At 30.8% G+C, this 23,908-nt stretch carries 19 protein-coding genes; 8 read left to right on the forward strand and 11 right to left on the reverse strand.

The window, feature by feature from the left end:
* Nucleotides 1–38: 38 nt before the first annotated feature.
* Nucleotides 39–827 (reverse strand): NAD(+) synthase, encoded by a 789-nt coding sequence (gene nadE / locus WH52_RS14440; protein ID WP_086031679.1) that lies wholly within the window; start codon nucleotides 825–827, stop codon nucleotides 39–41.
* Between the two features lie 59 nt (nucleotides 828–886).
* On the opposite strand from nadE, the gene gldB reads away from it, so the two are divergent.
* Nucleotides 887–1,843 carry a gliding motility lipoprotein GldB gene (gene gldB, locus WH52_RS14445; protein ID WP_086031680.1) on the forward strand — a complete coding sequence of 319 codons (957 nt, stop codon included), beginning with the start codon at nucleotides 887–889 and terminating at the stop codon, nucleotides 1,841–1,843.
* Entirely contained in the window at nucleotides 1,843–2,181 is a 339-nt protein-coding gene (gene gldC / locus WH52_RS14450) for a gliding motility protein GldC (protein WP_086031681.1), read from the forward strand. The genes gldB and gldC overlap by 1 nt, the downstream gene beginning before the upstream one ends.
* A gap of 49 nt (nucleotides 2,182–2,230) precedes the next feature.
* Here the strand turns inward: gldC and folK are convergent, their stop codons facing one another.
* The 6 genes from folK to tamL all read right to left on the reverse strand — a co-directional run bounded on the left by folK (nucleotide 2,231) and on the right by tamL (nucleotide 11,096).
* Nucleotides 2,231–3,367, reverse strand: a complete 1,137-nt coding sequence (folK, locus tag WH52_RS14455; RefSeq protein ID WP_086031682.1) for a 2-amino-4-hydroxy-6-hydroxymethyldihydropteridine diphosphokinase — start codon at nucleotides 3,365–3,367, stop codon at nucleotides 2,231–2,233.
* 237 nt (nucleotides 3,368–3,604) lie between these two features.
* Complete coding sequence (locus WH52_RS14460; RefSeq protein WP_086031683.1) at nucleotides 3,605–5,809, reverse strand: polyribonucleotide nucleotidyltransferase; 2,205 nt, start codon at nucleotides 5,807–5,809, stop codon at nucleotides 3,605–3,607.
* Between the two features lie 188 nt (nucleotides 5,810–5,997).
* Nucleotides 5,998–6,267: a 30S ribosomal protein S15 gene (rpsO, locus tag WH52_RS14465; RefSeq protein WP_086031684.1), complete on the reverse strand. Its 270-nt coding sequence runs from the start codon at nucleotides 6,265–6,267 to the stop codon at nucleotides 5,998–6,000.
* Nucleotides 6,268–6,411: 144 nt separating this feature from the next.
* Nucleotides 6,412–7,269 (reverse strand): acetyl-CoA carboxylase, carboxyltransferase subunit beta, encoded by an 858-nt coding sequence (accD, locus tag WH52_RS14470; RefSeq protein WP_086031685.1) that lies wholly within the window; start codon nucleotides 7,267–7,269, stop codon nucleotides 6,412–6,414.
* Between the two features lie 160 nt (nucleotides 7,270–7,429).
* Nucleotides 7,430–8,497 (reverse strand): class II fructose-bisphosphate aldolase, encoded by a 1,068-nt coding sequence (gene fbaA, locus WH52_RS14475; protein WP_086031686.1) that lies wholly within the window; start codon nucleotides 8,495–8,497, stop codon nucleotides 7,430–7,432.
* A 97-nt stretch (nucleotides 8,498–8,594) separates the two neighbouring features.
* Nucleotides 8,595–11,096, reverse strand: a complete 2,502-nt coding sequence (gene tamL / locus WH52_RS14480) for a translocation and assembly module lipoprotein TamL (RefSeq protein WP_233131578.1) — start codon at nucleotides 11,094–11,096, stop codon at nucleotides 8,595–8,597.
* A 43-nt stretch (nucleotides 11,097–11,139) separates the two neighbouring features.
* On the opposite strand from tamL, the gene WH52_RS14485 reads away from it, so the two are divergent.
* The gene (locus WH52_RS14485) at nucleotides 11,140–11,871 is read left to right on the forward strand and encodes a TrmH family RNA methyltransferase (RefSeq protein WP_086031688.1); all 732 of its coding nucleotides are present in this window, start codon (nucleotides 11,140–11,142) and stop codon (nucleotides 11,869–11,871) included.
* On the opposite strand, the gene WH52_RS14490 is transcribed toward WH52_RS14485, so the two are convergent.
* From WH52_RS14490 to WH52_RS14500, 3 genes are all read right to left on the reverse strand, one after another.
* Nucleotides 11,863–12,477 (reverse strand): deoxynucleoside kinase, encoded by a 615-nt coding sequence (locus WH52_RS14490; protein WP_086031689.1) that lies wholly within the window; start codon nucleotides 12,475–12,477, stop codon nucleotides 11,863–11,865. The two genes, WH52_RS14485 and WH52_RS14490, sit on opposite strands and share 9 nt — an antisense overlap.
* Nucleotides 12,478–12,566: 89 nt before the next feature.
* Nucleotides 12,567–13,247, reverse strand: coding sequence for a response regulator transcription factor (locus tag WH52_RS14495; protein ID WP_086031690.1), 681 nt, complete (start codon nucleotides 13,245–13,247; stop codon nucleotides 12,567–12,569).
* Entirely contained in the window at nucleotides 13,240–14,820 is a 1,581-nt protein-coding gene (locus tag WH52_RS14500) for a sensor histidine kinase (protein WP_086031691.1), read from the reverse strand. The genes WH52_RS14495 and WH52_RS14500 overlap by 8 nt, the downstream gene beginning before the upstream one ends.
* Nucleotides 14,821–14,939: 119 nt before the next feature.
* Here WH52_RS14500 and WH52_RS14505 point away from each other — a divergent pair, with 119 nt between their 5' ends.
* The 4 genes from WH52_RS14505 (at nucleotide 14,940) to WH52_RS14520 (ending at nucleotide 19,767) form a co-directional block, all read left to right on the forward strand.
* Nucleotides 14,940–15,281, forward strand: a complete 342-nt coding sequence (locus WH52_RS14505) for a hypothetical protein (RefSeq protein WP_086031692.1) — start codon at nucleotides 14,940–14,942, stop codon at nucleotides 15,279–15,281.
* Between the two features lie 13 nt (nucleotides 15,282–15,294).
* The gene (locus WH52_RS14510) at nucleotides 15,295–16,134 is read left to right on the forward strand and encodes a GLPGLI family protein (protein WP_086031697.1); all 840 of its coding nucleotides are present in this window, start codon (nucleotides 15,295–15,297) and stop codon (nucleotides 16,132–16,134) included.
* Between the two features lie 65 nt (nucleotides 16,135–16,199).
* On the forward strand, nucleotides 16,200–17,045 hold the full coding sequence (locus WH52_RS14515; RefSeq protein WP_086031693.1) for a GLPGLI family protein: 846 nt from the start codon (nucleotides 16,200–16,202) through the stop codon (nucleotides 17,043–17,045).
* A 28-nt stretch (nucleotides 17,046–17,073) separates the two neighbouring features.
* Complete coding sequence (locus WH52_RS14520) at nucleotides 17,074–19,767, forward strand: TonB-dependent receptor (RefSeq protein ID WP_086031694.1); 2,694 nt, start codon at nucleotides 17,074–17,076, stop codon at nucleotides 19,765–19,767.
* A 61-nt stretch (nucleotides 19,768–19,828) separates the two neighbouring features.
* Here WH52_RS14520 and WH52_RS14525 read toward each other — a convergent pair whose 3' ends face one another.
* Entirely contained in the window at nucleotides 19,829–23,098 is a 3,270-nt protein-coding gene (locus tag WH52_RS14525; RefSeq protein ID WP_233131579.1) for a zinc-dependent metalloprotease, read from the reverse strand.
* 71 nt (nucleotides 23,099–23,169) lie between these two features.
* Between WH52_RS14525 and lipB the strand changes: the two genes are divergently transcribed.
* Complete coding sequence (gene lipB, locus WH52_RS14530; RefSeq protein WP_086031695.1) at nucleotides 23,170–23,874, forward strand: lipoyl(octanoyl) transferase LipB; 705 nt, start codon at nucleotides 23,170–23,172, stop codon at nucleotides 23,872–23,874.
* Nucleotides 23,875–23,908: the final 34 nt, after the last annotated feature.

The raw sequence follows: 23,908 nt of genomic DNA on the forward strand, positions 1-23,908 counted from the left end.
CTTACCAAAAGATTAAACGCGTTATGATTTCTGCAAATTTACTTTAAGTTTTTAGGTATTTCACATACAGGAATAGGAACCATTTTGTGCTGATTAATTCGGTTTAATCTGCTATATATTTTAAATACTTCTTGTTGACGATCTTTAAAATCATCAACAGTTTTTCCTGCGTCTTGCATTTTCATAGCCCATTCTAATTCATCATAAGAAGCACCTATTTGATCTTCATCGGTTCTGCTATCACCAAATAAACCATCTGTAGGTTGTGCTTTTTGAATAGATTCAGGAACTTCTAAATACTCACCTAAAGCATATACTTCTGATTTTACTAAGTCTGCAATAGGACTTAAATCAACACCGCCATCACCGTATTTTGTAAAGAACCCCACACCAAAATCTTCTACTTTATTACCAGTTCCAGCAACTAATAAACCTTTTAGCCCTGCAAAATAGTATAAAGTTGTCATGCGCAAACGAGCTCTTGTGTTAGCCAAAGCTAAATCAACTTTAGGAGAAGACCCAACTTCAGGTACAACAGTTTTAAAATCTTCAAACGTGCTAGTAAGATTTACTTCAGCTTCACTCACATTGTCAAAACGTTCTCTTAATTGTTTAATATGCTCGTTAGCTCTGTTAACTTGACTTTGAGCTTGATGAATTGGTAATTCTACACATAAAGTTGGTAAACCAGTTTTTGCACATAAAGTTGAAGTAACTGCTGAGTCTATTCCTCCAGAAATTCCTACAACAAAACCATTAACTTTTGCATTTTCGGCATACTCTTTCAACCATTTAATAATATGTTCTGCAACTTTTGGTGTATTCATTTTAAACTATTTTAATAATTTTGACGTTCTTAATTTTTCATGCTAATATACTAAAGAATATGCGAAGTCTTTTATGTGGAGTTTTGGTGTTACTTACATTGTTTTCTTGTAAAAAGAAGGAAAAAAACAAGGTTGATGTTTCTAATATTTCAATAGAAACTAAAGTAGCTCGTTTTGAAGTTGATTTTTATTCTGGTACAGAAAAAACGCTTCCATCTATCAAGAAGAAATATCCTATAATGTTTCCTCATAATATTGATAGTGTTTGGGTGCGAAAAATGAAGGATAAAGATGAGCAACAATTATTTGCAGAAACTCAGAAAATCTATAAAGATTTTACAGATGTTGAAAAGCAACTAGAAGAACTTTTTCAACATGTTACATATTATAATCCGAATTTTAAAACTCCAGTTGTTATTACCACATTATCGAACGTAGATTATAATAATAGATTGATTTACAATGGTGAATATATGGTGATTTCGTTAGATGTTTATTTGGGTGAAGATCATGAGTTTTATGGAACCTTTCCAAAATATATAAAAATCAATAATACTAAAGATCATATTATTGTTGATGCTGCGAATGCTATTATATCAAAACAAATTACTCCTTCGGTAGGAAGAACTTTTTTATCAAAAATGGTTGAAGCGGGAAAGAAAATGTATTTACTAGATGTGTATTTACCAAATATATCTGACAAAGAAAAAATGGGTTACTCAACTGAAAAATATAATTGGGTTTTAAATAATGAAGATGGAGTTTGGCGTTATTTTATAGAAAATAATTTATTGTATAGTACCGATTCTAAATTGAACAAGCGCTTTTTAGATTTGGCACCATTTTCTAAGTTTTATTTAGAAAGTGATAATGAAACTCCAGGGCAAGTTGGTGTGTATATTGGTTGGCAAATTGTACGTGCTTATATGCAAAATAATGATGTATCTTTGCAGCAATTAATGAAGGCTAATGCCGAAGAAATATTTAAAAAATCTAAATACAAACCTAAAAGATAATGGCTGTAGTACATACATCAGAAATAAAATTTAAAGTTGGATTAGACGAAAATAGAGTGCCTGAGCAAATTTCATGGAATGCAGAGGATGGAGGGATAAGTAATGAGCCTTCTAAAGCAATTATGTTATCTGTTTGGGATCATAAGCAAAAAGATACATTACGTATGGATTTATGGACGAAAGACATGCCTGTAGATGAAATGAAGCAATTTTTTCATCAAACTTTAGTATCTATGGCGAATACTTTTGAACGTGCTACTGATGATCAAAAAATGAGTGCCACAATGCGCGATTTTTGCGATTATTTTGCTGAAAAATTAGAGCTAGTAAAAAAGTAATTATCAACTTGATAATAGAATTAAAAAGCCTGCTTTTAGCAGGCTTTTTTTATAGGGTAGTTGTATGATTATTTATCTTATTAATAATATACTTGTAATCTTCTGGTTTGTTTACAAAATCTAATTCAGAAACATCAATAATTAAAATGTTGAGGTTTTGCTGAGTTTTTATAAAGTTGCTATAACCATCGTGTATTTTCTGTAAGTAACTCGCTTCAATATTTTGTTCGTACTCACGACCTCGTTTTTTGATGTTTTGTAATAATCTATCGGTATTTTGGTATAGATATACATACAAATCGGGTTTTGTGATTTCTTTGTACATTAAATCAAACATCTTACGATATAATTTATACTCGTCGTTTTGTAAAGTGACTTGAGCAAAAATTAATGATTTAAAAATATAATAATCAGAAACGATAAAGTTTTTAAATAAGTCGAATTGAGCTAAATCGTCAGATAATTGCTGATAACGGTCTGCTAAAAAACTCATTTCAAGAGGAAAGGCATAACGTTCGTTGTCGTTGTAAAATTTTGGTAAAAACGGATTGTCAGCAAAACGTTCTAATACGATTTTTGCATTAAAATCGTCAGACATCATATTGGCTAATGATGTTTTACCAGCACCAATATTTCCTTCAATAGCGATGTAATTATATTTTTCAGAAATAGGGATTGGTCTTTTTAAAGGCTCTTCAATTTTTATTATTACTGAAGTATCACTACAGTTTTCTAAACAAATAAATAGATGCTTTTTTTCTATTGGATGAATCGTGTTACGAGCAATATCTACCAAAGGAACTAAAGCAAACTTACGTTCTAACATTCGAGGATGCGGAACAATAAGGTTTTTAGAAAATATGATTTCATCATCAAATAACAGAATGTCAATATCTATAATTCTATCTGAATAACCTTCTTGATTTTTTCTTTCCCTACCTAATTCTTTTTCAATAGAAAGTAAAGTTTTAATTAAAGTTTCTGGATTTAAGTATGTAGAAACTTTAATACATGTGTTGTAAAAATCTTCACTGTTAAATCCCCAAGAAGCAGTTTTGTAGATAGGGGCAATTTTTTGAACAGCCCCAACTTGTTGAGCAATTAAATTAATAGCGTCTTGTAAGTTTTGTTGCTTGTTACCTTGATTGGTACCTAAAGAAAGATATGTAATGCGTTGAATTTTCATATTTCGAGAATGCAAAGAAAAGTAAATATCAAAGACATTTTAAGTGAAACCGAAAATTATTTTCAACATTTTTAAAATTTTAGGTAGGGTAAATTAAAAATAAGCTGTTTTATAAGTAGAGATTTTTCATAAATAAGGTTTGTAAGTCGTTTCGTGGGGAATTAGACTTACAATTAGGAAGGAAAAAAGGCAACCAATTTGGTTGCCTTTTTAATGAATATTATGTAAGAAATAGAATTAAGACTCTTTCTTTTCGTGTCTTGGTTTTCTATTTTCTCTTCCTTTATTATTGTCATTGTTTCTTGGTTTAGAAACATAACCTTCTGGTTTTGGTAATAATGCTTTTCTAGAAACTTTTTCTTTACGAGTTCTAGGGTCTACTCCAAAGTATTTTACATCAATAATATCGCCTAAGTTTACAACATCAGTAACGTTATTTGTGCGTTCCCAAGCTAATTCACTAACGTGTAATAATACTTCGTTACCAGGAGCTTCAGTATATTCTACAACAGCACCAAAATCTAAGATTTTAATTACTTTCGTTTCGTAAACACTTCCTTTTTCTGGTTTAAAAGTAAGTGCTTGTATTCTTGCTAAAACTTTATCGATTCCTTCTTGACTCGTACCTAAAATTTCAACAATACCTTCTTCAGTAGCTTCATCTTCATTAATTACAATAGTAGTTTCTGTTTCTTTTTGTAATTCTTGAATATGCTTACCGCCTGGTCCAATCATAGCTCCAATATATTCTCCTGCAATACGTACAGTAACCATTTTAGGTGCGTGTGCTTTCACGTCAGTATTTGGAGTTTCAATTGTGTCTGTTAATTTTTCTAAGATGTGTAAACGACCGTCACGAGCTTGCTTTAATGCATTTACTAAGATTTCATAAGATAATCCTTTAATTTTAATATCCATTTGACAAGCTGTAATTCCATCTGCTGTACCAGTAACCTTAAAGTCCATATCACCTAAGTGATCTTCATCTCCTAAGATGTCTGATAATACTGCGTAACGCTCACCGTCAGAAATTAATCCCATAGCGATACCAGATACTGGTTTTTTCATTTGAACTCCAGCATCCATTAATGCCATAGTACCAGAACATACAGTTGCCATAGAAGAAGAACCGTTAGATTCTAATACCTCAGAAACTACACGAACAGTATATGGACAATCGTCAGGAATCATTCCTTTTAATGCTCTTTGAGCTAAGTTTCCGTGACCAATCTCACGACGAGAAGTACCTCTTAATGGGCGAGCTTCACCAGTTGAGAATGGAGGGAAGTTATAGTGTAAGTAAAAACGTTCTTCGTCTTGAATTGTTGGAGAGTCAATCATGTTAGCATCTCTAGAAGTACCTAAAGTAACTGTAGCTAATGCTTGAGTTTCCCCTCTTGTAAAGATAGAAGAACCGTGAGTACGTGGTAAATAGTCTACCTCACACCAAATAGGTCTAATATCTGTAGTTTTACGTCCGTCTAAGCGTAAACCTTCGTTCAATGTTAAATCTCTTACTGCAGCTTTGTGAGTTTTTCCGAAGTATTTTCCTACTAAATCTCCATATTCTTCTAACTCTTCTTCAGTAAACATTGCAATAACTTCCTCTTTTACTTCAGAAAAAGCTAAACCTCTTTCTTGTTTAGAAGTTCCTTTTTTAGCAATGTCATAACATTTTTGATATGCTGCATCGTGAATTTTTTGAGATAACTCTTCGTTAGTTTCTGCTACTTCATATTCACGAGTTTCTTTCTTACCGAAAGCTTCAGCTAAAGCAACTTGTGCATCACACTGAGCTTTAATAGCTTCATGAGCAACTTTAATTGCATCTGCCATTTCTTCTTCAGAAACTTCATCCATTTCACCTTCTACCATAGCTACGAAATCATTAGAAGCTCCAACCATAAGGTCCATATCTGCTTCTGCTAATTGCTTGTAACTTGGGTTTACGATGAATTCACCATTTACTCTTGCTACTCTTACTTCTGATATTGGTGCTTCAAAAGGAATGTCTGATAATTGAATTGCTGCTGATGCTGCTAAACCTGCTAAGGCATCTGGCATAACTTCTGGGTCGTGAGACATTAATTGAATCATAACCTGAGTTTCTGCGTGATAGTCTTTTGGGAATAATGGACGCAATACACGGTCTACTAAACGCATGGTTAAGATTTCTTCGTTAGAAGGACGTGCTTCACGCTTCATAAATCCGCCTGGGTAACGACCCGCAGCAGCGAATTTTTCTCTATAATCTACCGTTAAAGGTAAAAAGTCAATACCTGGGTTTGCTGTTCTTGCCGATACTACTGTAGCAAGTAACATAGTGTCTCCCATTTTTACAACAACTGAACCGTCTGCTTGTTTCGCTAATTTTCCAGTTTCTAATGTGATGGTTCTTCCATCTCCCAAATCAATAGTTTGGGTAAATACTTGTGGAATCATACAATGTTTTTTCTAAAATTTTTAATTCGTTTTTTGAGTTGTTGTTGTTTGTTGTTGTTCCAATGGAATGCCAAAATATGACGGATGTTACTTTTGACTATTCACTTAGTGAATTTTTCGGAGTCTAAACTACGAAATTTTTATAAAAAAAAAGAGGCAAGTTAATACCTGCCTCTAATTTGTAAGGATTATTTTCTAATTCCTAATTCTTTAATAATCGCACGATATCTTGTAATATCTTTTTTCTTTAAGTAATCTAATAAGCTTCTACGCTTACCTACCATCTTTACTAATGAACGCTCAGTGTTATAATCTTTACGATTGTTTTTTAAGTGCTCAGTTAAGTGGTTAATTCTAAAAGTGAATAACGCGATTTGTCCTTCTGCAGTACCAGTATCGTTTGTTCCTTTACCGTGTTTTGCAAAAATTTCTTCTTTAATTGCTTTAGTTAAATACATGCCAATATTATTTAAATGATTATTATGTATATCAATGATTTTTTCATTGAAGTTGCAAATGTACGATTATTTTTTTGAATAACTGATTGCTAGTTGATGTTCTTTTTATAAAGAAAAAGCCTGCAAAAATGCAGGCTTTCAATATTATGCTCTTACAGGCTGATTTTGGATTAAATCGATATATAAATTAACCTGTTTTTTTAAATCTTTTCTTTCGTAGATTCCATCTAAGAAACCGTGTTCTAATAAGAATTCTGAACGTTGGAAACCATCTGGTAAATCTTTACCTGTGGTGTCTTTTACAACACGAGGACCAGCAAAAGCAATTAATGCATTAGGCTCTGCAATGTTAATGTCTCCTAACATAGCAAAAGACGCTGTTGTACCACCCGTAGTAGGATCGGTACATAACGAAATGTAAGGTATTTTAGCATCTGCTAATTGTGCTAATTTAGCAGACGTTTTTGCTAACTGCATTAAAGATAATGATGCTTCCATCATACGAGCTCCTCCTGATTTAGAGATCATTAAGAAAGGAATCTTGTTTTTAATTGAATAGTCAATTGCACGTGCAATTTTTTCTCCAACTACACTTCCCATTGATCCTCCAATGAAAGCAAAATCCATAGAAGCAATCACTAAATCTTTTCCGTTAGATTTTCCTACAGCAGTTCTAACAGCATCTTTTAATCCTGTTTTTTTCTGAACCGCTTTTAATCTATCTGGGTATTTCTTAGTGTCCTCAAATTTTAAAGGGTCTTTAGATTGCATTTTAGCATTTAACTCTTCAAATTTATTGTCATCAAAGAATAACTCAAAGTATTCGTTACTTCCTATACGAACGTGATAACCATCTTCTGGACTTACGTATAAATTCTTCTTTAATTCGTCGGTATCAATTATTTTTCCGCTTGGAGTTTTATACCACAAGCCTTTTGGAGTGTCTTTCTTTTCTTCTGTAGGGGTTTGAATCCCTTTGTCTTTACGTTTAAACCAAGCCATAGTTTAGTTTATATTTTGTTGTTTGTATTTATAGGGCTCTAATACTTTAACAAGTAGAGAGAATACAAATGTAAAAGTTTTTTGGGAACTTTACTTTTTTGTAACATAAAAAAGCATCTAGAATTTTCTAGATGCTTTTAAAATAGTATAAAACTTAGAGTTATAATGTGTTTACATTGTTTAAGTCTTCGAAAGCTTTCTTTAAACGAGTTTTAAATGTTGTTTCTCCTTCGCGTAACCATTTACGTGGGTCGTAATGTTTTTTGTTAGGAACATCGTCTCCTTCTGGATTACCAATTTGACTCGCTAAATACTCTTTTTTTGCAGCCATATAATCACGAATTCCTTCTGTAAAAGCGTATTGTAAGTCAGTGTCAATATTCATTTTAATAACTCCGTAATCAATAGCTTCACGAATTTCTTCTAAAGTAGAACCTGAACCTCCGTGGAATACAAAATCAATTGTATTGTGAGGTACATTATATTTTTCAGAAATAAATTCTTGAGAGTTCTTTAAAATTTTTGGAGTTAACTTAACGTTTCCTGGTTTGTATACACCATGAACATTACCAAAAGCAGCCGCAATAGTAAATTGAGGTGAAACTTTCATTAATTCTTCATATGCATAAGCAACTTCTTCTGGTTGTGTGTATAGTTTAGAAACATCTACATCAGAATTATCTACACCATCTTCTTCACCTCCAGTAATACCTAATTCAATTTCTAAAGTCATACCCATTTTACTCATACGAGCTAAATATTCTTTACAAATTTCGATGTTTTCTTCAAGTGGCTCTTCACTTAAATCAATCATGTGTGAACTGTAAAGAGGTTTACCAGTTTCAGCAAAGTGCTTTTCACTTGCATCTAACAATCCGTCAATCCAAGGTAATAATTTTTTAGCAGCGTGATCTGTGTGTAAAATTACAGGAACTCCGTAAGCTTCTGCCATTAAATGAATATGTTTAGCTCCTGCTACAGCACCAGCAATTGCTGATTTTTGATCTTCGTTAGAAAGCCCTTTACCAGCATTAAACTGAGCTCCACCGTTTGAAAATTGAATAATTACAGGTGAATTTAATTCTTTAGCAGTTTCTAATACTGTATTTATAGTGTTTGATCCAACAACATTTACTGCTGGTAAAGCAAATTTCTTTTCTTTAGCCAGCTTAAAAATTTGTTGTACTTCTTTTCCTGTTGCAACACCAGCCTTAATATTATGAGCCATTTTATTAGTTTTTAGTTGTATTATACGGACTCAAAAATAAGTAATTTTCTATTGATAGAAATAAAAAATAGCGATAACGTTTTAGCTGAAGTAAATCTTAAAACGGATAGTTAATACCAATATTAAAGACTGCATTATTGAATCCGAAATTTTGAAACCATTTGTTGCCCGTTAAGTAAGGTTCGTGTACTTTAAACCCAACATCTAATCTTGCGATTAAAAAAGTAAAGTCGTATCGAATTCCAAAACCGGTACCAACTGCCATGTTTAATAGGGATTTGAAGTCTTTTAGCTTAGCAGAGTCATTTAATATTCTCGAATTGGAAATATCCCAAATATTACCAGCATCCATAAAAATAGCACTCTTTAAATTTCCGATTACATTGAAACGATACTCAAAGCTAGTTAAGAATTTAAAACTTCCGATATTATATTCTAAACCAGGAGGTGTAGCACCTGGACCTAAATCGTAAGTTCTCCATGCTCTAATGTCGTTTGAACCTCCTGCGAAGTAACTTCTTGAGAAAGGAATTTCTGAATTATCGTAAGGAAAAATAGCACCAACAAAAGTTCTATGTGCTAATACATTGTTATCGCCTAAATCCCAATACTTTTTATATTCAATGTCTGTTTTAAAATATTGAGCAATAGGGATTTTAAAAACTGTTTTCTCTCCAACACTATTAACTTGATTTGAAAGAAGTCCCATAATATTACCAGAATTTGCAACTCGAATTCTGAAATATGAAAAGCTAGCATCTTTAGTGTTTTCTTGATTGTTATAAGTAAACATGTATGCGATTTCTGGAATTAAGAAATCGGATGTTATAATTTGATATCTATTAGTAATGTTTAATAATTCAGCAACCTCGTCTCTATTTAAAGCCGTAGAGTTATTAAAAATTTGACCAGCATAATTTGTTATTGCATCGAAATTACCAATAGTATTTTGAGGAGGAGTAACGTTTGGTATTGCTTTTTCTCCTAAATTAACTAGTTTGGTGTATTCAGAGTTGTATACATTAAAATAATTATCAATATTTAAATTTCTAACATATTGAGTGTTGAAAATATCTAACTGTATTGTTTTTTTCTTATTGAATTGCCATTTATAATTTAAACCAGCTGTAATGTTTTGTTTATCTAAACCAATATTTCGTTGAATGTTAATACCAGTGAAAAATTTTGTTTTTGGAAACATACTTTTAGGAACCAGTTTGCTAAGTCCGAAAGGAGCAACAAAGCGGGGTATTTCTAAAGACATGTCTGTTCCAATTTCCCAACCAGGTCCGTTATTAGAGTTAAAATAAGAACCAGATGCCGATATTTTGAAAAGTTCAGCTCCTTTAAAAGCATTTCTGTTTGTTAGCGAGAACTTTGCAGATACATCAAAATTACGAATGTTAGAACGAGATAGTTCAGTTTCAAAACCTAAGGTGTATTTTTCTGTAGGCGTTAAAAAAATATTTGCTTCTAGTTCATCATTACCTAATTCATTAAATCTAATAGAGGTAGATTTAAAGTTCTTTAAGCTTCTAAAATGAATTCTTGTTAATGCTCTTAACGAGTCACTATAAATAGTATTTGGTTTTATAAATACAGATTGGTTTAAATACTTAGGATTGTATTTTAGCTTTTTATGAGCATAAAAGTTAACACCATTATAAGCTTGATGTGCATTATAAGGTTCGTCTTTTTTTGAATAACTATAGTCTGTGTATACATTTATTTTCTTTATTTTTTGAATCTTGTAGGGAATGTTAATGTATTCACCATTATTCTCAACTAATCTGTCAGATATTATAAAATCTACATTAGATTTATAAACAGCTGTATCTATTTCATCGAAAACGATACTACTGTTTTTATCAAAATGGTAAATTCCATTATTTCTAAAAAGCTTGGTAATTCTTTCAGCTTCATTAATAAAATTAATGTCTTTGTATTGATCTCCGTTTTTTAAGAAGCTTTTTTGTTTGTTAGCATTATATATAGAATCTAAAACAGGAGACTGTATTTTCAAGAAAATAGAGTCTAGAAACAAAGGTTTCCCTTTTTCAATATAATAAGAAACAGATCCTTTTTTAGTGCCAACAGTATCTCTTTTAGATGTTATTTTAGCTTTAAAATAGCCTTCGTTTTGAAAGTAAGTTTTTAGATTCCTTTCTGTTTTTTTAATCTTTTTATCGTCAATAATAACTGGAGCTTGTCCGCTAGTTAAATACCAATTATTTAATCCAATAAAAGAATTTGCAACCGAAATACTTTGTTTTTCTGAAAAAGTGTTCTTGAAAAAACGATATAAACCTGGGTGGTTTTTATCCCATTCTGCTGGAGTTTTTGATCCATTTGGGTTACCGAGATTGTAAAAGTAAAGAGATAAAGGTAAGCCTAAGGCTCTTGCATTTGGGCGTTGCATCATTAACTCAGAAATATCTTTGTTAGAAGATTTAGCGCTATCTACATAAATATTATTCTTTGTAAGTAACTGCTGATTTTTCTTTACGTGTTTTATTGTGCTACATGCACTAATCAACAGTAATAATAAGAAATAGATAGAAAGTTTTTTCATTAACTTTACGCCTGCTTTAAAAATCAAAAATACTATTTTTTAGCTTTTTTGAATTGTTAAATATATTTTAATGAGTTTATCTAAAAATACTATAAAACTAATAACAAGTTTACGTCAAAAAAAGTATAGACAAAAACATAACTTATTTGTGGCTGAAGGAGTAAAAGTGGTTAACGAATTACTTTCTTCATCGCTTAAGATATTCAAAATTTATACCACAAGTATTGATGTTTTACAAAAAAGTAATAATGTTGAATTAATTACTGAAGATGAACTTAAAAAAGTAAGCAATTTAAAAGCACCAAATAAAGTGCTAGGAATTTTTGAAATTCCATCTGAAAAAGAAATTGACACAAACAATTTTATTGTTGCTTTAGATGAAGTAAATGATCCTGGTAATTTAGGAACCATTATTAGATTATGTGATTGGTTTGGTGTAAAACAATTAGTTTGCTCTAAAAATACTGTTGATTGTTACAACCCGAAAGTAATACAATCTACAATGGGTTCGTTAACGAGAGTTAATATTGTTTATACAGATTTGATTTCTTTTTTAGGAAAAAATAATTTACCAACCTATACAGCTGATATGGACGGTGAAAATGTATATAGTTCTAAGCTACCTGAAAAAGCGGTTTTAGTAATGGGTAACGAAGCCAACGGAATATCTGAAGAGGTTAATAATGTTGTACAACAAAAATTAACTATTCCTCGTTTTGGAAATATTCAGCAAACTGAAAGTTTAAATGTAGCTACCGCTACCGCTATTTTATTAAGTGAATTTAAGAGAGGATTAAAATAATCCGTTGATTTGAGAGTCTATACGATCAATAATATATCCTAAATCTTCTTGGTTTTCAACAAAATCTAAATTATCAACATCAATAATTAATAATTTTCCTTTGGTGTATTTGCTAATCCACGCTTCGTAACGTTCGTTTAATCTGCTTAAATAATCGATACTAATAGAGTTTTCGTAATCTCTTCCTCTTTTGTGAATTTGACCCACTAAAGTAGAAATATCTGCACGTAAATAAATTAATAAATCTGGTGGAGTAACCAAGTTTTCCATTAATTCAAATAAAGAAGCGTAGTTGCTATAATCTCTATTGGTCATTAATCCCATTGCATGAAGGTTTGGAGCAAAAATATGAGCATCTTCATAAATGGTTCTGTCTTGAATAATTTTCTTTCCAGATTTACGTAACTCTAATACTTGACGGAAACGACTGTTTAAGAAATACACCTGTAAATTAAAAGACCAGCGTTCCATTTCTCCATAGAAATCATCTAAGTATGGGTTTTCATCTACCGATTCGAAATGAGGTTCCCAATTATAATGTTTTGCTAATAATTTAGTTAAGGTTGTCTTTCCAGCTCCAATGTTTCCAGCAATAGCTACGTGCATAGTTCTTCTTGTAAAATTGATTTTTTGTTTTCGAAGGTCTCTTTTTAAGAGTTGGTAAAATTACATAAAAAATAGAACTAGAAAAGATTTTAACAAATCAATTTATAACCATAACCACGAACGTTTATAATTTGTACGTTTTCATCTTTTTTTAGTTTTTTTCTGAGTTTAGAGATAAAAACATCCATACTACGCGCGTTAAAAAAATCGTCATGTCCCCACAATTTCTTTAAAATAAAGGTTCTGTCTAAGATTTCGTTTTTCTTTTGAGTTAAATGTAAAAGTAATTCAGCTTCTTTATGAGTTAGTAAAGCTGAATCTTCATTAATAGACAAAGTTTGTTTGGTATGATTAAAAGTATAGTTTCCTATTGATATATTTTCTACGTCGGTTTTTAATTCAACTCTGTTTAAAAGTGCATGAATTCTAACGATTAATTCTTCCATAGAAAAAGGTTTTTTTAAATAATCGTTTCCGCCATGTTCAAAACCCTCAACAACATCTTTGGTTTGAGATTTTGCTGTTAAAAATATGATAGGGATATGTTTGTTTTCTTGCCTAATTTCTTTTGCTAATGTAAATCCGTCTTTTTTAGGCATCATTACATCAAGTACTAAAACTGTTGGATTCTTATCTTGATAAAACTCATAAGCTTGCTCGCCATCAATAGCATGAAATACTTCAAAGTTTCGTGTTTCTAAACTTTCTTTTACAATTTGCCCTAAGCTAGGTTCATCTTCGGCTAATAAAATTTTTATCGATTTACTCATTACTTAAAACAATTTTAAAAACAGTATTGTTAGGTTTTGAGGTTAGGTGTATACTTCCGTTATGTTTTTCTATAATTTTTTTGGTGTAGTACAATCCAATACCAAAACCTTTTACATCGTGAGTGTTTCCTTTTGGAACTCTGTAAAACTTATCAAATATTTTTTCTTGCTGATTTTTGTCAATTCCCATACCATTATCAGCAATACTAATTTCTATGGAATTTAAAACTTTACTTATGTGAATTTCAATAGAATCTCCACCATATTTTATAGCGTTGTCTATTAAGTTTGAAATTGCATTTTCAAAATGGAAAACATCAATTTCTGAAATAATTTCTGTTACGTTTGAAGTAAATTTCAATTCTTTTTCTGTTGTTGTGAACTGATGTTTTTGAGTTAAGGTTTTTATCAATTCAACAATGTTAGATTTCTCTTTTTTTAAGAGGAGCTTTTCACTGTCTAACGTTGCAGTTTCTAAGAGTTTTTCAACCATTAAATGTAGTTTTTCTATTTGCATAGAAGAAATAGAAATATATTTTTTGGTTTTAATTTTATCGTCAATTGCATTAAAACTATTAATGGCTTCTAAAGCTGTAGAAACAGTAGTGATTGGAGTTTTAAATTCATGAGTAATATTACTGATTAAATCATTTTTAATTTCAGCCAATTCTTTTTGTTGATTAATGATTTTTAGTAAATAAAATAAACTAGAAATTACCGCAAGCGCTAAAATAAATGACAATAAAATACCAGTAGAACTACGCTTTAAAGCTTCAATAGTAGGGTTTGTATATTGTATTTGTATACGTTCATCTTTTTTTAAGAATGTAGAAACTGCATCGTTTTCTAATAATAAAATATTAGAACTAACATTTGTTGCTGTATTGAATAAAGTATCTGCTTTAAAATGATTGATATTAAAATCAGAAAAGATTTTTTTATCTACAAATTCATCTCTTAAAATAGAATCTAAAGATTTTAAATCAATAGAATCTGTTTGTATAGATATAATAAAGGTTTGTAAATCTTTTTGACGTTTTAAACTATCTGATTTTTTTTTGCCAAAAAATACTTCAGGGAATTTATGTTTTTTCTTAGAAGGAAGCTTTTCGTTACTATATCTAATTTCTTGTTGAAACGAAATATGAGGTTTTTTAGAATGAGAATCTTTAATTCTTTTAATGTTTCCTTTAAGAGAGTTAAAAACTGTGGAGTCCATTTTTTTAAACTCAGAAGAATCATTAGTGTTTATATTAATTGATTCTATCTTAAACTCCAAAGTGTCTTTTTTAGAAATTTTCTTATCAGAAGTGTTTTTATCTAATCGAAAGATGTTTTTTAAAATATTGGCATTGTTTTTTTTACTAGGATTTACAATTGTGTAGAAATTACTTTTTGATAAGTCTGAAAAATAAATCTCAATAGCATCATCTAAACTCTGGTTTATTTCGTTAATAACTCGAAGTCTATTTTCTTCATAATTTTTATAATTCCAATAGAATTGTATACCAATAGTGGTGAGTATTGTAATACTAATTAGGTATAAAATCCATCGTTGTTTTTTCGCGTTCATGTTTCAAAAGTAAGGAGTTAAGCCGACAATTAAAAAGCGGTTAACACTCGTTAACACTGGTTAACTATAAAGAAGAAAAATCAAGATCATATTTGTAGTGTTCAATAAAAACTATAAAAATGAAAAACTTAATTATCACAGCGTTACTTCTTTTAACTGTAACAACTTATGCTCAAAAAGAAACTACTACAGTTAAAGTAAATGATTCAAAAATTACATCTTTAATTTTTACAGTAGATAACTTAAATGAGTTAAAGACCATTAATTGGAAAGATATTAAAGATATGGTGAAAGAAAATAAACCTACTGATAGTATTGCATTAGGATTTAGGGTTAGAAGTAAAGATAAATCTAAAAGGGTGGCTTACGATAATAGTATAGTGGTAAAAGGAAAGTCAGAAGATATAGACGATTTTATAAAGATTAACAAACGATTTATAAAAGTATTTGAAAACCTATAAAAATATAAACGATATGATACGAATAGTTACATCTATAGTGTTGTTTTTAACTGCAACAATTGCTTTTGCGCAAAACTTTACAGGAAAAGCAACTTATAAAACCCATAGAAAACTCGATATTAAAATAAGTGAAGGTGAAAACGCACCAAATTCTGCCATTCAAAAACAATTACACGAACAGTTAAAAAGACAATTTCAAAGAACATTCACTTTAGAGTTTAATAATTACGAATCTACATATAAACAAGAAGCGAAGTTGTCTGCTCCTCAACCAACCAATGGAGTAACGATTCAAGTCTTTGGAAATGGTGGTGGTACCGATGTATTATATAAGAATGTAAAAGAAGGGCGCTATGTTAATAAAACTGAGATTAGTGGGAAACGATTTTTAATAAAAGATAAATTACCAAATTATGATTGGGAAATGACAGGAGAAACTAAAACAATAGGAAGATATACATGTTATAAAGCTGAAAGAAGTAGAGAAGAAGAGCGTAGATCATTTTCTGTAAATGAAGAAGGAAAAGAAGAAGATAAGACAGAAAAAGTAACTGTTAAAACTGTGGCGTGGTATACTCCAGAAATTCCAATAAATAATGGGCCTGGGATGCATTGGGGATTACCTGGTTTGATTTTAGAAATTCAAGAAGGAAAACAAACTATTGTCTGTTCAGAGATTGTAATAAATCCGTCAGATAAAATCGTAATAGAAGAACCTACAAAAGGGAAAAAAGTTACGCAAGAAAAGTTCGATAAAATTATGGATGAAAAATCTAAAGAGATGATGGAGCGCTTTAAAAATAAACGAAGAAGTAAAGATGGAAGATCTATGAGTATAGAAATTCAGGGATAAATTAAACCTTTGGTGTTTTCTTTAGTCTAAGAACAATAACATGTTAATAAAGAAAACACCATATTATGAAAAAAATACTCTTATGGCTTTTATGTATTAGTTCACTTACGATTTCTGCACAAAAAGATTTCCAAGGTAAAGCCATCTATCAATCGAAAACCAAAATGAATATGGATTTTGGAAATAGGCAAATGTCAGAAGAACAAAAAAAGCGCATTGAACAACGTATGAAGAGTTTTTCTGAAAGAATTTATATACTGAGTTTTAATACAACCGAATCTTTATATAAGGAAGAAGAACGATTGGGAGCCCCAACAGGACAAAGAGAAGGAAGATTTCAAAGCATGATGAGTAGCTTTTCTAATGGAGTTCAGTATAAAAACGTAAAGGAGAAAGAACTTTTAGAAAGTAAAGAATTTTTTGGTAAAAAGTTTCTGATAGAAGAAAAGCTCGAAACTCCAAAATGGGAAATGACAGGAGAAACCAAACAAATTGGTCAATACACTTGCTTAAAGGCTACTATAGTGAAAAGTATTGATGATGTAGCTTTTCGAAGGTTTAGACCAAGAAGGAAAGGAAACAATGAAGAGAAAAAAGAACAATCATCAGAAACAAAAAAGGAAGTAACTGTTACAGCTTGGTACACACCACAAATTCCTGTTAGTAATGGCCCAGGTGAATATGGTGGATTACCTGGATTGATTTTAGAAGTAAATGCAGGAAGAACTACAATTTTATGTTCAGAAATTGTTTTAAATCCTTCAGAAAAACAAGAAATAAAAAAGCCAACAAAAGGAAAGAAAGTAACTAGAGAAGAATACGATAAGATAGCTAAGAAAAAGATGGAGGAAATGAGAGAAATGTTTCAACGAAGAAGAGGAGGGAACGGAAGAGGAAGAGGACGTTTTTAATTAGGTACACGTTTAAGCAAACTACAAGATGAAAACAAAATTATTTATAGTCATGTTTATGGCTGTATGGGGAATTAATGCACAAATTTCGGTAACAGGAATTGTAAAAGACAGCATAGGTTCTCCTTTAGAAATGGCAAATGTAATCGCCATTAATACACAAACAAAGAAATTAGATTCTTACGGATTTACAGATGCTAAAGGTAGGTATAAATTGAATTTGAAAAAGAATGCTAATTACAATGTGAAGGTAAGTTATATTGGTATGAAAACTGCTAATATAACTCTTCAAACTCAAGAAATAAACTTAAAAAAAGATATTCAGCTTTCTGCAGATGAATCTTTAGATGAGGTAAATATTACTTACAAAATGCCTGTACAGGTTAAAGGAGATACTATTGTGTACGATGCTGATAGTTTTAAAAGTGGAACAGAGAAAAAATTAGGAGATGTTTTAAAGAAGTTACCTGGTGTTGAGGTGAACGATGATGGAGAAATTGAAGTAGAAGGAAAAACTGTAAAAAAGGTAATGATTGAAGGAAAAGATTTTTTTGATGGAGACTCTAAACTGGCAACAAAAAATATTCCTGCAAACGCTATTGATAAAGTTGAAGTTTTAAAAAATCACAGTGAAGTTCAGCAATTGAGTAGGGTTACCGATAATGAAGATAATGTAGTTATCAACTTAAAATTAAAAGAAGGAAAAAAGCGCTTTTGGTTTGGAGAGGTTTCAGCAGGTGTTGGTCCAGATGAAAGATATATAACACACCCTAAATTATTCTACTATAGTCCAAAATTTAGTTTAAACGTAATTTCAGATTTTAATAATATTGGCGAAATACCATTTACATGGAGGGATTATTTTAAGTTTACTGGAGGATTTAGAAATATTGGTTCTGGTGGTACTTCGTTAAATTTATCAAACGATTTAGGGTTTTTAATCACTAGAAATAATAGGGCTAAAGAAATAGAAAATAAATTTGGTGCTTTAAACTTTAGTTACTCCCCTAAAAAAACACTTGATTTTAGTGGGTTTGCAATTTATTCTGGTTCAAAAACTACAATAGAAGAAAATAGTATTCGAAATTATATAAATCAAGATTTAGTTGAAACGACAAATAATAATACGTTCCAAAAAAATGATTTAGGTTTAGTGAAGTTGAGCACGAGTTATAAACCAAATACCAATAATCAGTTAGATTATGATGCTTTTATTAAAGTCTCTAAGCTATCTCAAGACCAAAATGTGATATCAAATAGAGTAACAAATACTTCGAATGAAAGTGTGCCGATTTCAGAATTAAGTGAGCAAACACCTTTTTCATTAAATCAAAATTTGAATTATTATTATACTCTCAACGAGAATCATATTTTTTCGTTTGAAGGTCAACATTTATGGCAAGATGAAGATCCGTTTTATAATACACAATTAAATCAATTGTCAGGAGCAATAACAAATCCACTTTCTTTAGGGACTGGTCCATTTAATTTGAATCAAAATCAAAGAATCAAAACAAATAAATTAGATGCAAAGGCTGATTATTTTTATGTATTAAACTCAAAAAGTAATTTAAATGCAACTTTTGGAACTACATTAAGCTCTCAACAATTTAATTCGAATATTTATCAAATTTTATCGGGAACACAACAAGATTTAAATGATATAGCTACAAAAAATGATGTAGAATATTCTTTTAGCGATTTTTATACCGGATTACATTATAAGTTTGTCACTGGTATTTTTACCTTTAATCAAGGGGCAACATTACATACGTATTCTGCAAAGAACACTCAATTAGGTTCGGTAGTTGATAATAGTTTTACCAAATTATTACCCGATGCTTATATAAAAGTAAACTTAAAAAAGTCTGAAACATTACGATTAGGTTATCGAATGCAAGTTAGTTTTACTGATGTAACTAAGTTTGCAGAAGGCTATGTATTGAATAATTACAATAGTTTGTATTCTGGTAATCGTGACTTAGAGAATGCGCTTTCTCATAACTTTAGTCTTACCTATTCTAATTTCAATATGTTTAACTATACTAATATTTTTGCAAACATATCTTACAATAAAAGAATAGATGCCATAAAAGGAATTACAAGACAAAATGGAATTGATAGAGTTTCGTCATCAGTAAATTCTGCTTTCCCAGATGAAACTATTTCTGCTAATGGTAGATTTGAAAAAAGTTTTAGGAAATTTAAAGTAAGTTTTGGAGGTAATGTATCTTATTCAAAACTGAATAATTTATTTGTGAATTCTCAAACACAGGTTACAGAAAATAGAGTGTCTAAAAGTTTTAATCAATCTTACCGAGCTAAGTTTAGTACTAATTTTAGAGATGCTCCTAATTTTGATGTTGGTTATAACTTCTCAGTAAATAATTATGATCAAGGAAATGTTAACAATACATTCACAACGCACAGTCCTTATGTGAATTTTGATGCGTACTTTTTAAAGAGTTTTGTATTTAACACAAAGTACACGTATAATAATTATAGAAATCAGGAAAGAACGATTAATAATTATAGCTTTTGGGATGCAGATCTAACATATCAGAAAAAAGATAGTTCTTGGGAATATAAAGTTGGAGTTAGTAATATCTTAAATACAACATCATTGAACCAAGATAATACACTAGAGAATGTTTATAACAGTACTTCCTCTTATTTTGTACAACCACGATATGTTGTTTTTACTGTGAAGTATAATTTGTAATTAATCATAAATAAAAAAGCGAGCATATTAGCTCGCTTTTTTATTGAAAGTAATAATATTATTATTTAATGACTAATTTCTTAGTAGTTTGCTTACCTCCATTTTGAATTTGAAGTAAGTATAAGCCAGGAATAGTTCTGTTAAATTGAATTTCTTCGTTAAAAACACTTTGAATATTTGTAAAGTTTTTAGATTCAATTACTCGACCTCTTAAATCAAATAATTTAATAGATACTTTTTCTGTATTCTGAACTTCAAATTTTAAATTAATCCTTCCATTTGAAGGGTTAGGAGATAAATTGAAATTACTAAATGAAAAGTCTTCAGTAGATGTGGTTGCCTCTTGAATCTCTATAGTGTAATCTTCGGTTTCTCCCCATTCGGTTTTATGGTCAGAATCACAAGCTCCTTCTCCAAAATTGTTGTTAGGGTCGTCATATTCAATTAAAACCCTCATCCGAGTGTTTCCTAAAGCAGCATTTGAGGGTACTTCAATTTCAAAAGTAGCAGTAGCAAGATCCTCTAACTTAGTCCCTAAATCATATCTTTCGGTATTGTTGTCAAATTTAAAATCTTGGTTCCAATCAATAAAAACATAACAGTGATCTTGGAAACCACCAGTATCAAAAGTTACACTTATTTGATGCTTTTCATCTCTTTTTATAGTAGTTGAGATACTGGTAAAATCTTGATACCCATCTGTGGTGTCGTTACCGGAACTATTATTAATTGTGTTAAATGTAACATTGGTTATATGCTCCGATCCTCCAGCTTCATCTGTGAAAGTTGAAGAACAGTAAGAAGGATTTTCTGTTGTAAACTCACCTATGCTTGAATTTGAACCTTCTCCACAATCATTTTTTGGTTTTACAAACCAAAAATATTTAGTATTTCCAGTTAATGCTGAAGTATGCGTATAACTATTTGTATTAGTAGTGGCTTCAATAATAGGATTGCTAAAGCTATTGTTGGTAGCAACTTTGATGTCATATGCTGTAGCATTAGAATCTGCTCCCCATTTAAACTCTGGACGTATGCTAACATTTGTAGCAGAATTAGCTGGAGATGCTAAAGTTATATTTCCAAAACTAGAGCCTAATATTTTTAATAGAGCATCGGCATTTTGTGAGACAGAGCTAGCTTCAGCTTTTACAACTATTGTGTAATCTTGTTGATTGGCTCCATTTAAGTTGCTAACTGTCATTGTAACATCTCCATTTGAGTTTATAGTAGAAGGTGAAAAGGTTATATTAGAGTTATTAGGAGCTCCAGTGGTAGATAGGTTGACGGTTTCAGAAAACCCGTTTACAAAATCAAAATTAAGAGTGTAGGATACAGAATTGTTTCCTGTATTACAAGCTTTTTGTTGGTTTGTTTTATTTGTTAAAATGAATGTTGGGGTGGTAGAATTAATTGTGAAATTTGTAGAATTAACATTATAGAAAATGTTATCTGATGCTTCTATCATAATTCTAGCCTTAGAGGTAGCATTATCAGGTATTATTATATCTTCAGAACCATCATTAGGTGTGTTTTCTTTAATTAAGATAGGAAATGTAATCCCTCCATCTGTAGAAAGTCTAATATTAACATTAGAGCAATTTATTGGAGCGGTGTCGGTATTTCCTTTACTCCATGTAATTGTTTGTGAACTTCCTGTATTCCAGGTTACAGAACTGCTTGGAGCAGTTACTGTAAAAGGGGGTGAGTCTGTTATAGTAATTTTGATATCGTCTCTAGCACTAGCACCTCCGCCAGAATGATTATCTCTTACTACAACAGAGAAGTTCATTTCTCTTGCTACTGAAGGTAAGACTTCCCACTGATTAATCGTTCCACCAGTAACATTTTTTAATTGGGGGAAATATCTTGTAGGAGATTGCTTAGATGGGAGTGATCTAAAAAGAGGCCCTCCTGTACTAGAGGAATTAGGAGGCATAGTTGCTACTTCGTTATCAGTTTGTTCCCAATTATAAGTTAAACTACTATTGTTATCTGGGTCGTTAGCGTTTGCAGTCAATTTAAAAGGTGTTGATTTTGGTATAGATACATCTTGACCAGCATTAATTGTTGGTGAAGCATTGTTTGTGTTCGAAATAATTGCACAATTAGCAGAAATTCCTATTGTAGCCCACATTTGATCTATGCTGACTGCATGGAAATAATCATCACTATTAGGTTGTACATCAGGAGAACAAATACCAGCATATCCCATAATTGTAGATCCACTACCAGGTTCAACTGCTGTTGCAGACGTTCTATTACAATTATTGTTTTGAGTATGCGTAGCACCGAATTGATGCCCAATTTCATGAGATACAAAATCAATATCATATGGATCACCAATAGGTTGTGATCTACCAGTGACACCTCTTGCTTTTTGACCAGTAACACAGACTACTCCTAGTCCAGCTAAACCATCACCTCCAATACTAAAAATATGCCCTATATCATATTTGTCATTACCAATTACATTATCACAAATGCTTTGCACTTCATTAATCATTGTACTAGGAGCTCCATCAGTGATATTATCTGTATCCTTATTTAAAAAAATAACCTTATCATTTTCAGAAACTATAACCATTTTAACAGCTAGGTCTTTTTCGTAAACACCATTAATTCTTGTCATTGAAGTGTTCATTGCTGATAAAACAGCGGCTTTTTTTTCTGCATCTGTTGCTGAAGTTGGTATATTTTGCCTATTCAAATGAAAGTCCGAATATTCTCCGCTACATACTATTGCTATTCTGTATGTTCTTAACTTTCCGTCATTTGCATTTTTATTAGCTTCCTTTTTGTTAAGCTTGTTGTTTGTTTGTTCTTGAACTTGACATTCAAATTCATCTTTGTTTTCTAAACTTTTTCTTTGGTATGATATATAAGTGTCTTTAGATTTTGTATATGGATCAATATACAAAGTGCTATGATTTCCTGAAAAAATAGTCACATGAACACCATCTGTACCAATGCTTATTTTAGCAGTTGCAGTTGGATCATCAATTCCTTGTGCAGAATAAGATTTAATGCTAGGGAATTTTTTTTGCAACTCATTTTCGAAATTAGAATCCTCCTTAATATAGAAGTTATTCAGATTGCCTTTCGTACTGGGTAAGGTAATAACCTTTTTTACTCCTCGTGACTTATCGTTTAAATGAGAGGCGAAATCTACTGGGTCTAAAGAAAATAAATTAAAAGAACTAGGTGTACTTTTTCTTTCTAATACTTCTTTCTTAGCTAAAAGATTCTCAGATTCTATTTTTTTCCAGTAATTTTGCGCTTGCATTGATGAAAAAACTATAGAAAATACAAGTAGTAATATTTTTTTCATTATTCGATGTTTTTATTGACGGTGTTTTTTTTGTTAAAAAAACAACTTTAAAGGGTTTAGCTTACAAATTTATGAATAAAAAGGTCTGTTTAAAAGATTTACGTAAAAAAGATTATAAAGAAGTGTGGGATTATCAAGCTTCTTTGTTAAGTGGTATAGTTTCTTTAAAGAAATTAAATAGAAGTAGTGCTGTAGTTAAAGAAACTCCTAATTATTTAATTTTTGTAGAACATCCTCATGTATATACTCTTGGTAAGTCTGGAGATATTAGTAATTTACTATTAAGCGAAGATCAATTAAAACAAAAGGGAGCAACTTTTTATAAAATCAATAGGGGAGGAGATATTACTTATCATGGTCCTGGACAAATAGTTGGATATCCAATTTTAGATTTAGAAAATTTCTTTACAGATATTCATAAATATCTTAGGCTACTAGAAGAAGCAATTATATTAACAATTGCTGAATATGGTTTAAAAGGTGAGAGAAGCGAAGGTGAAACTGGTGTTTGGTTAGGAGTAGGAACTCCATTTACTAGAAAAATTTGTGCAATGGGTATTCGTGCGAGTAGATGGGTTACCATGCATGGGTTTGCATTAAATGTAAATGCAGATTTAGGTTATTTCGATAATATTATTCCTTGTGGAATTAGAGGTAAAGCCGTTACTTCTATGGAAGTGGAATTAGGAAAAAAGATAGATGAAGAAGTAGTAAAGAAAAAAATATTAAAACACTTTAAAGATCTTTTCGAAGTAGAAGAATATATAATTGACTAAAACAAAAAAAGCATCGATAATTATCGATGCTTTT

The organism is Tenacibaculum holothuriorum (assembly GCF_002120225.1).
Lineage (GTDB): Bacteria > Bacteroidota > Bacteroidia > Flavobacteriales > Flavobacteriaceae > Polaribacter > Polaribacter holothuriorum.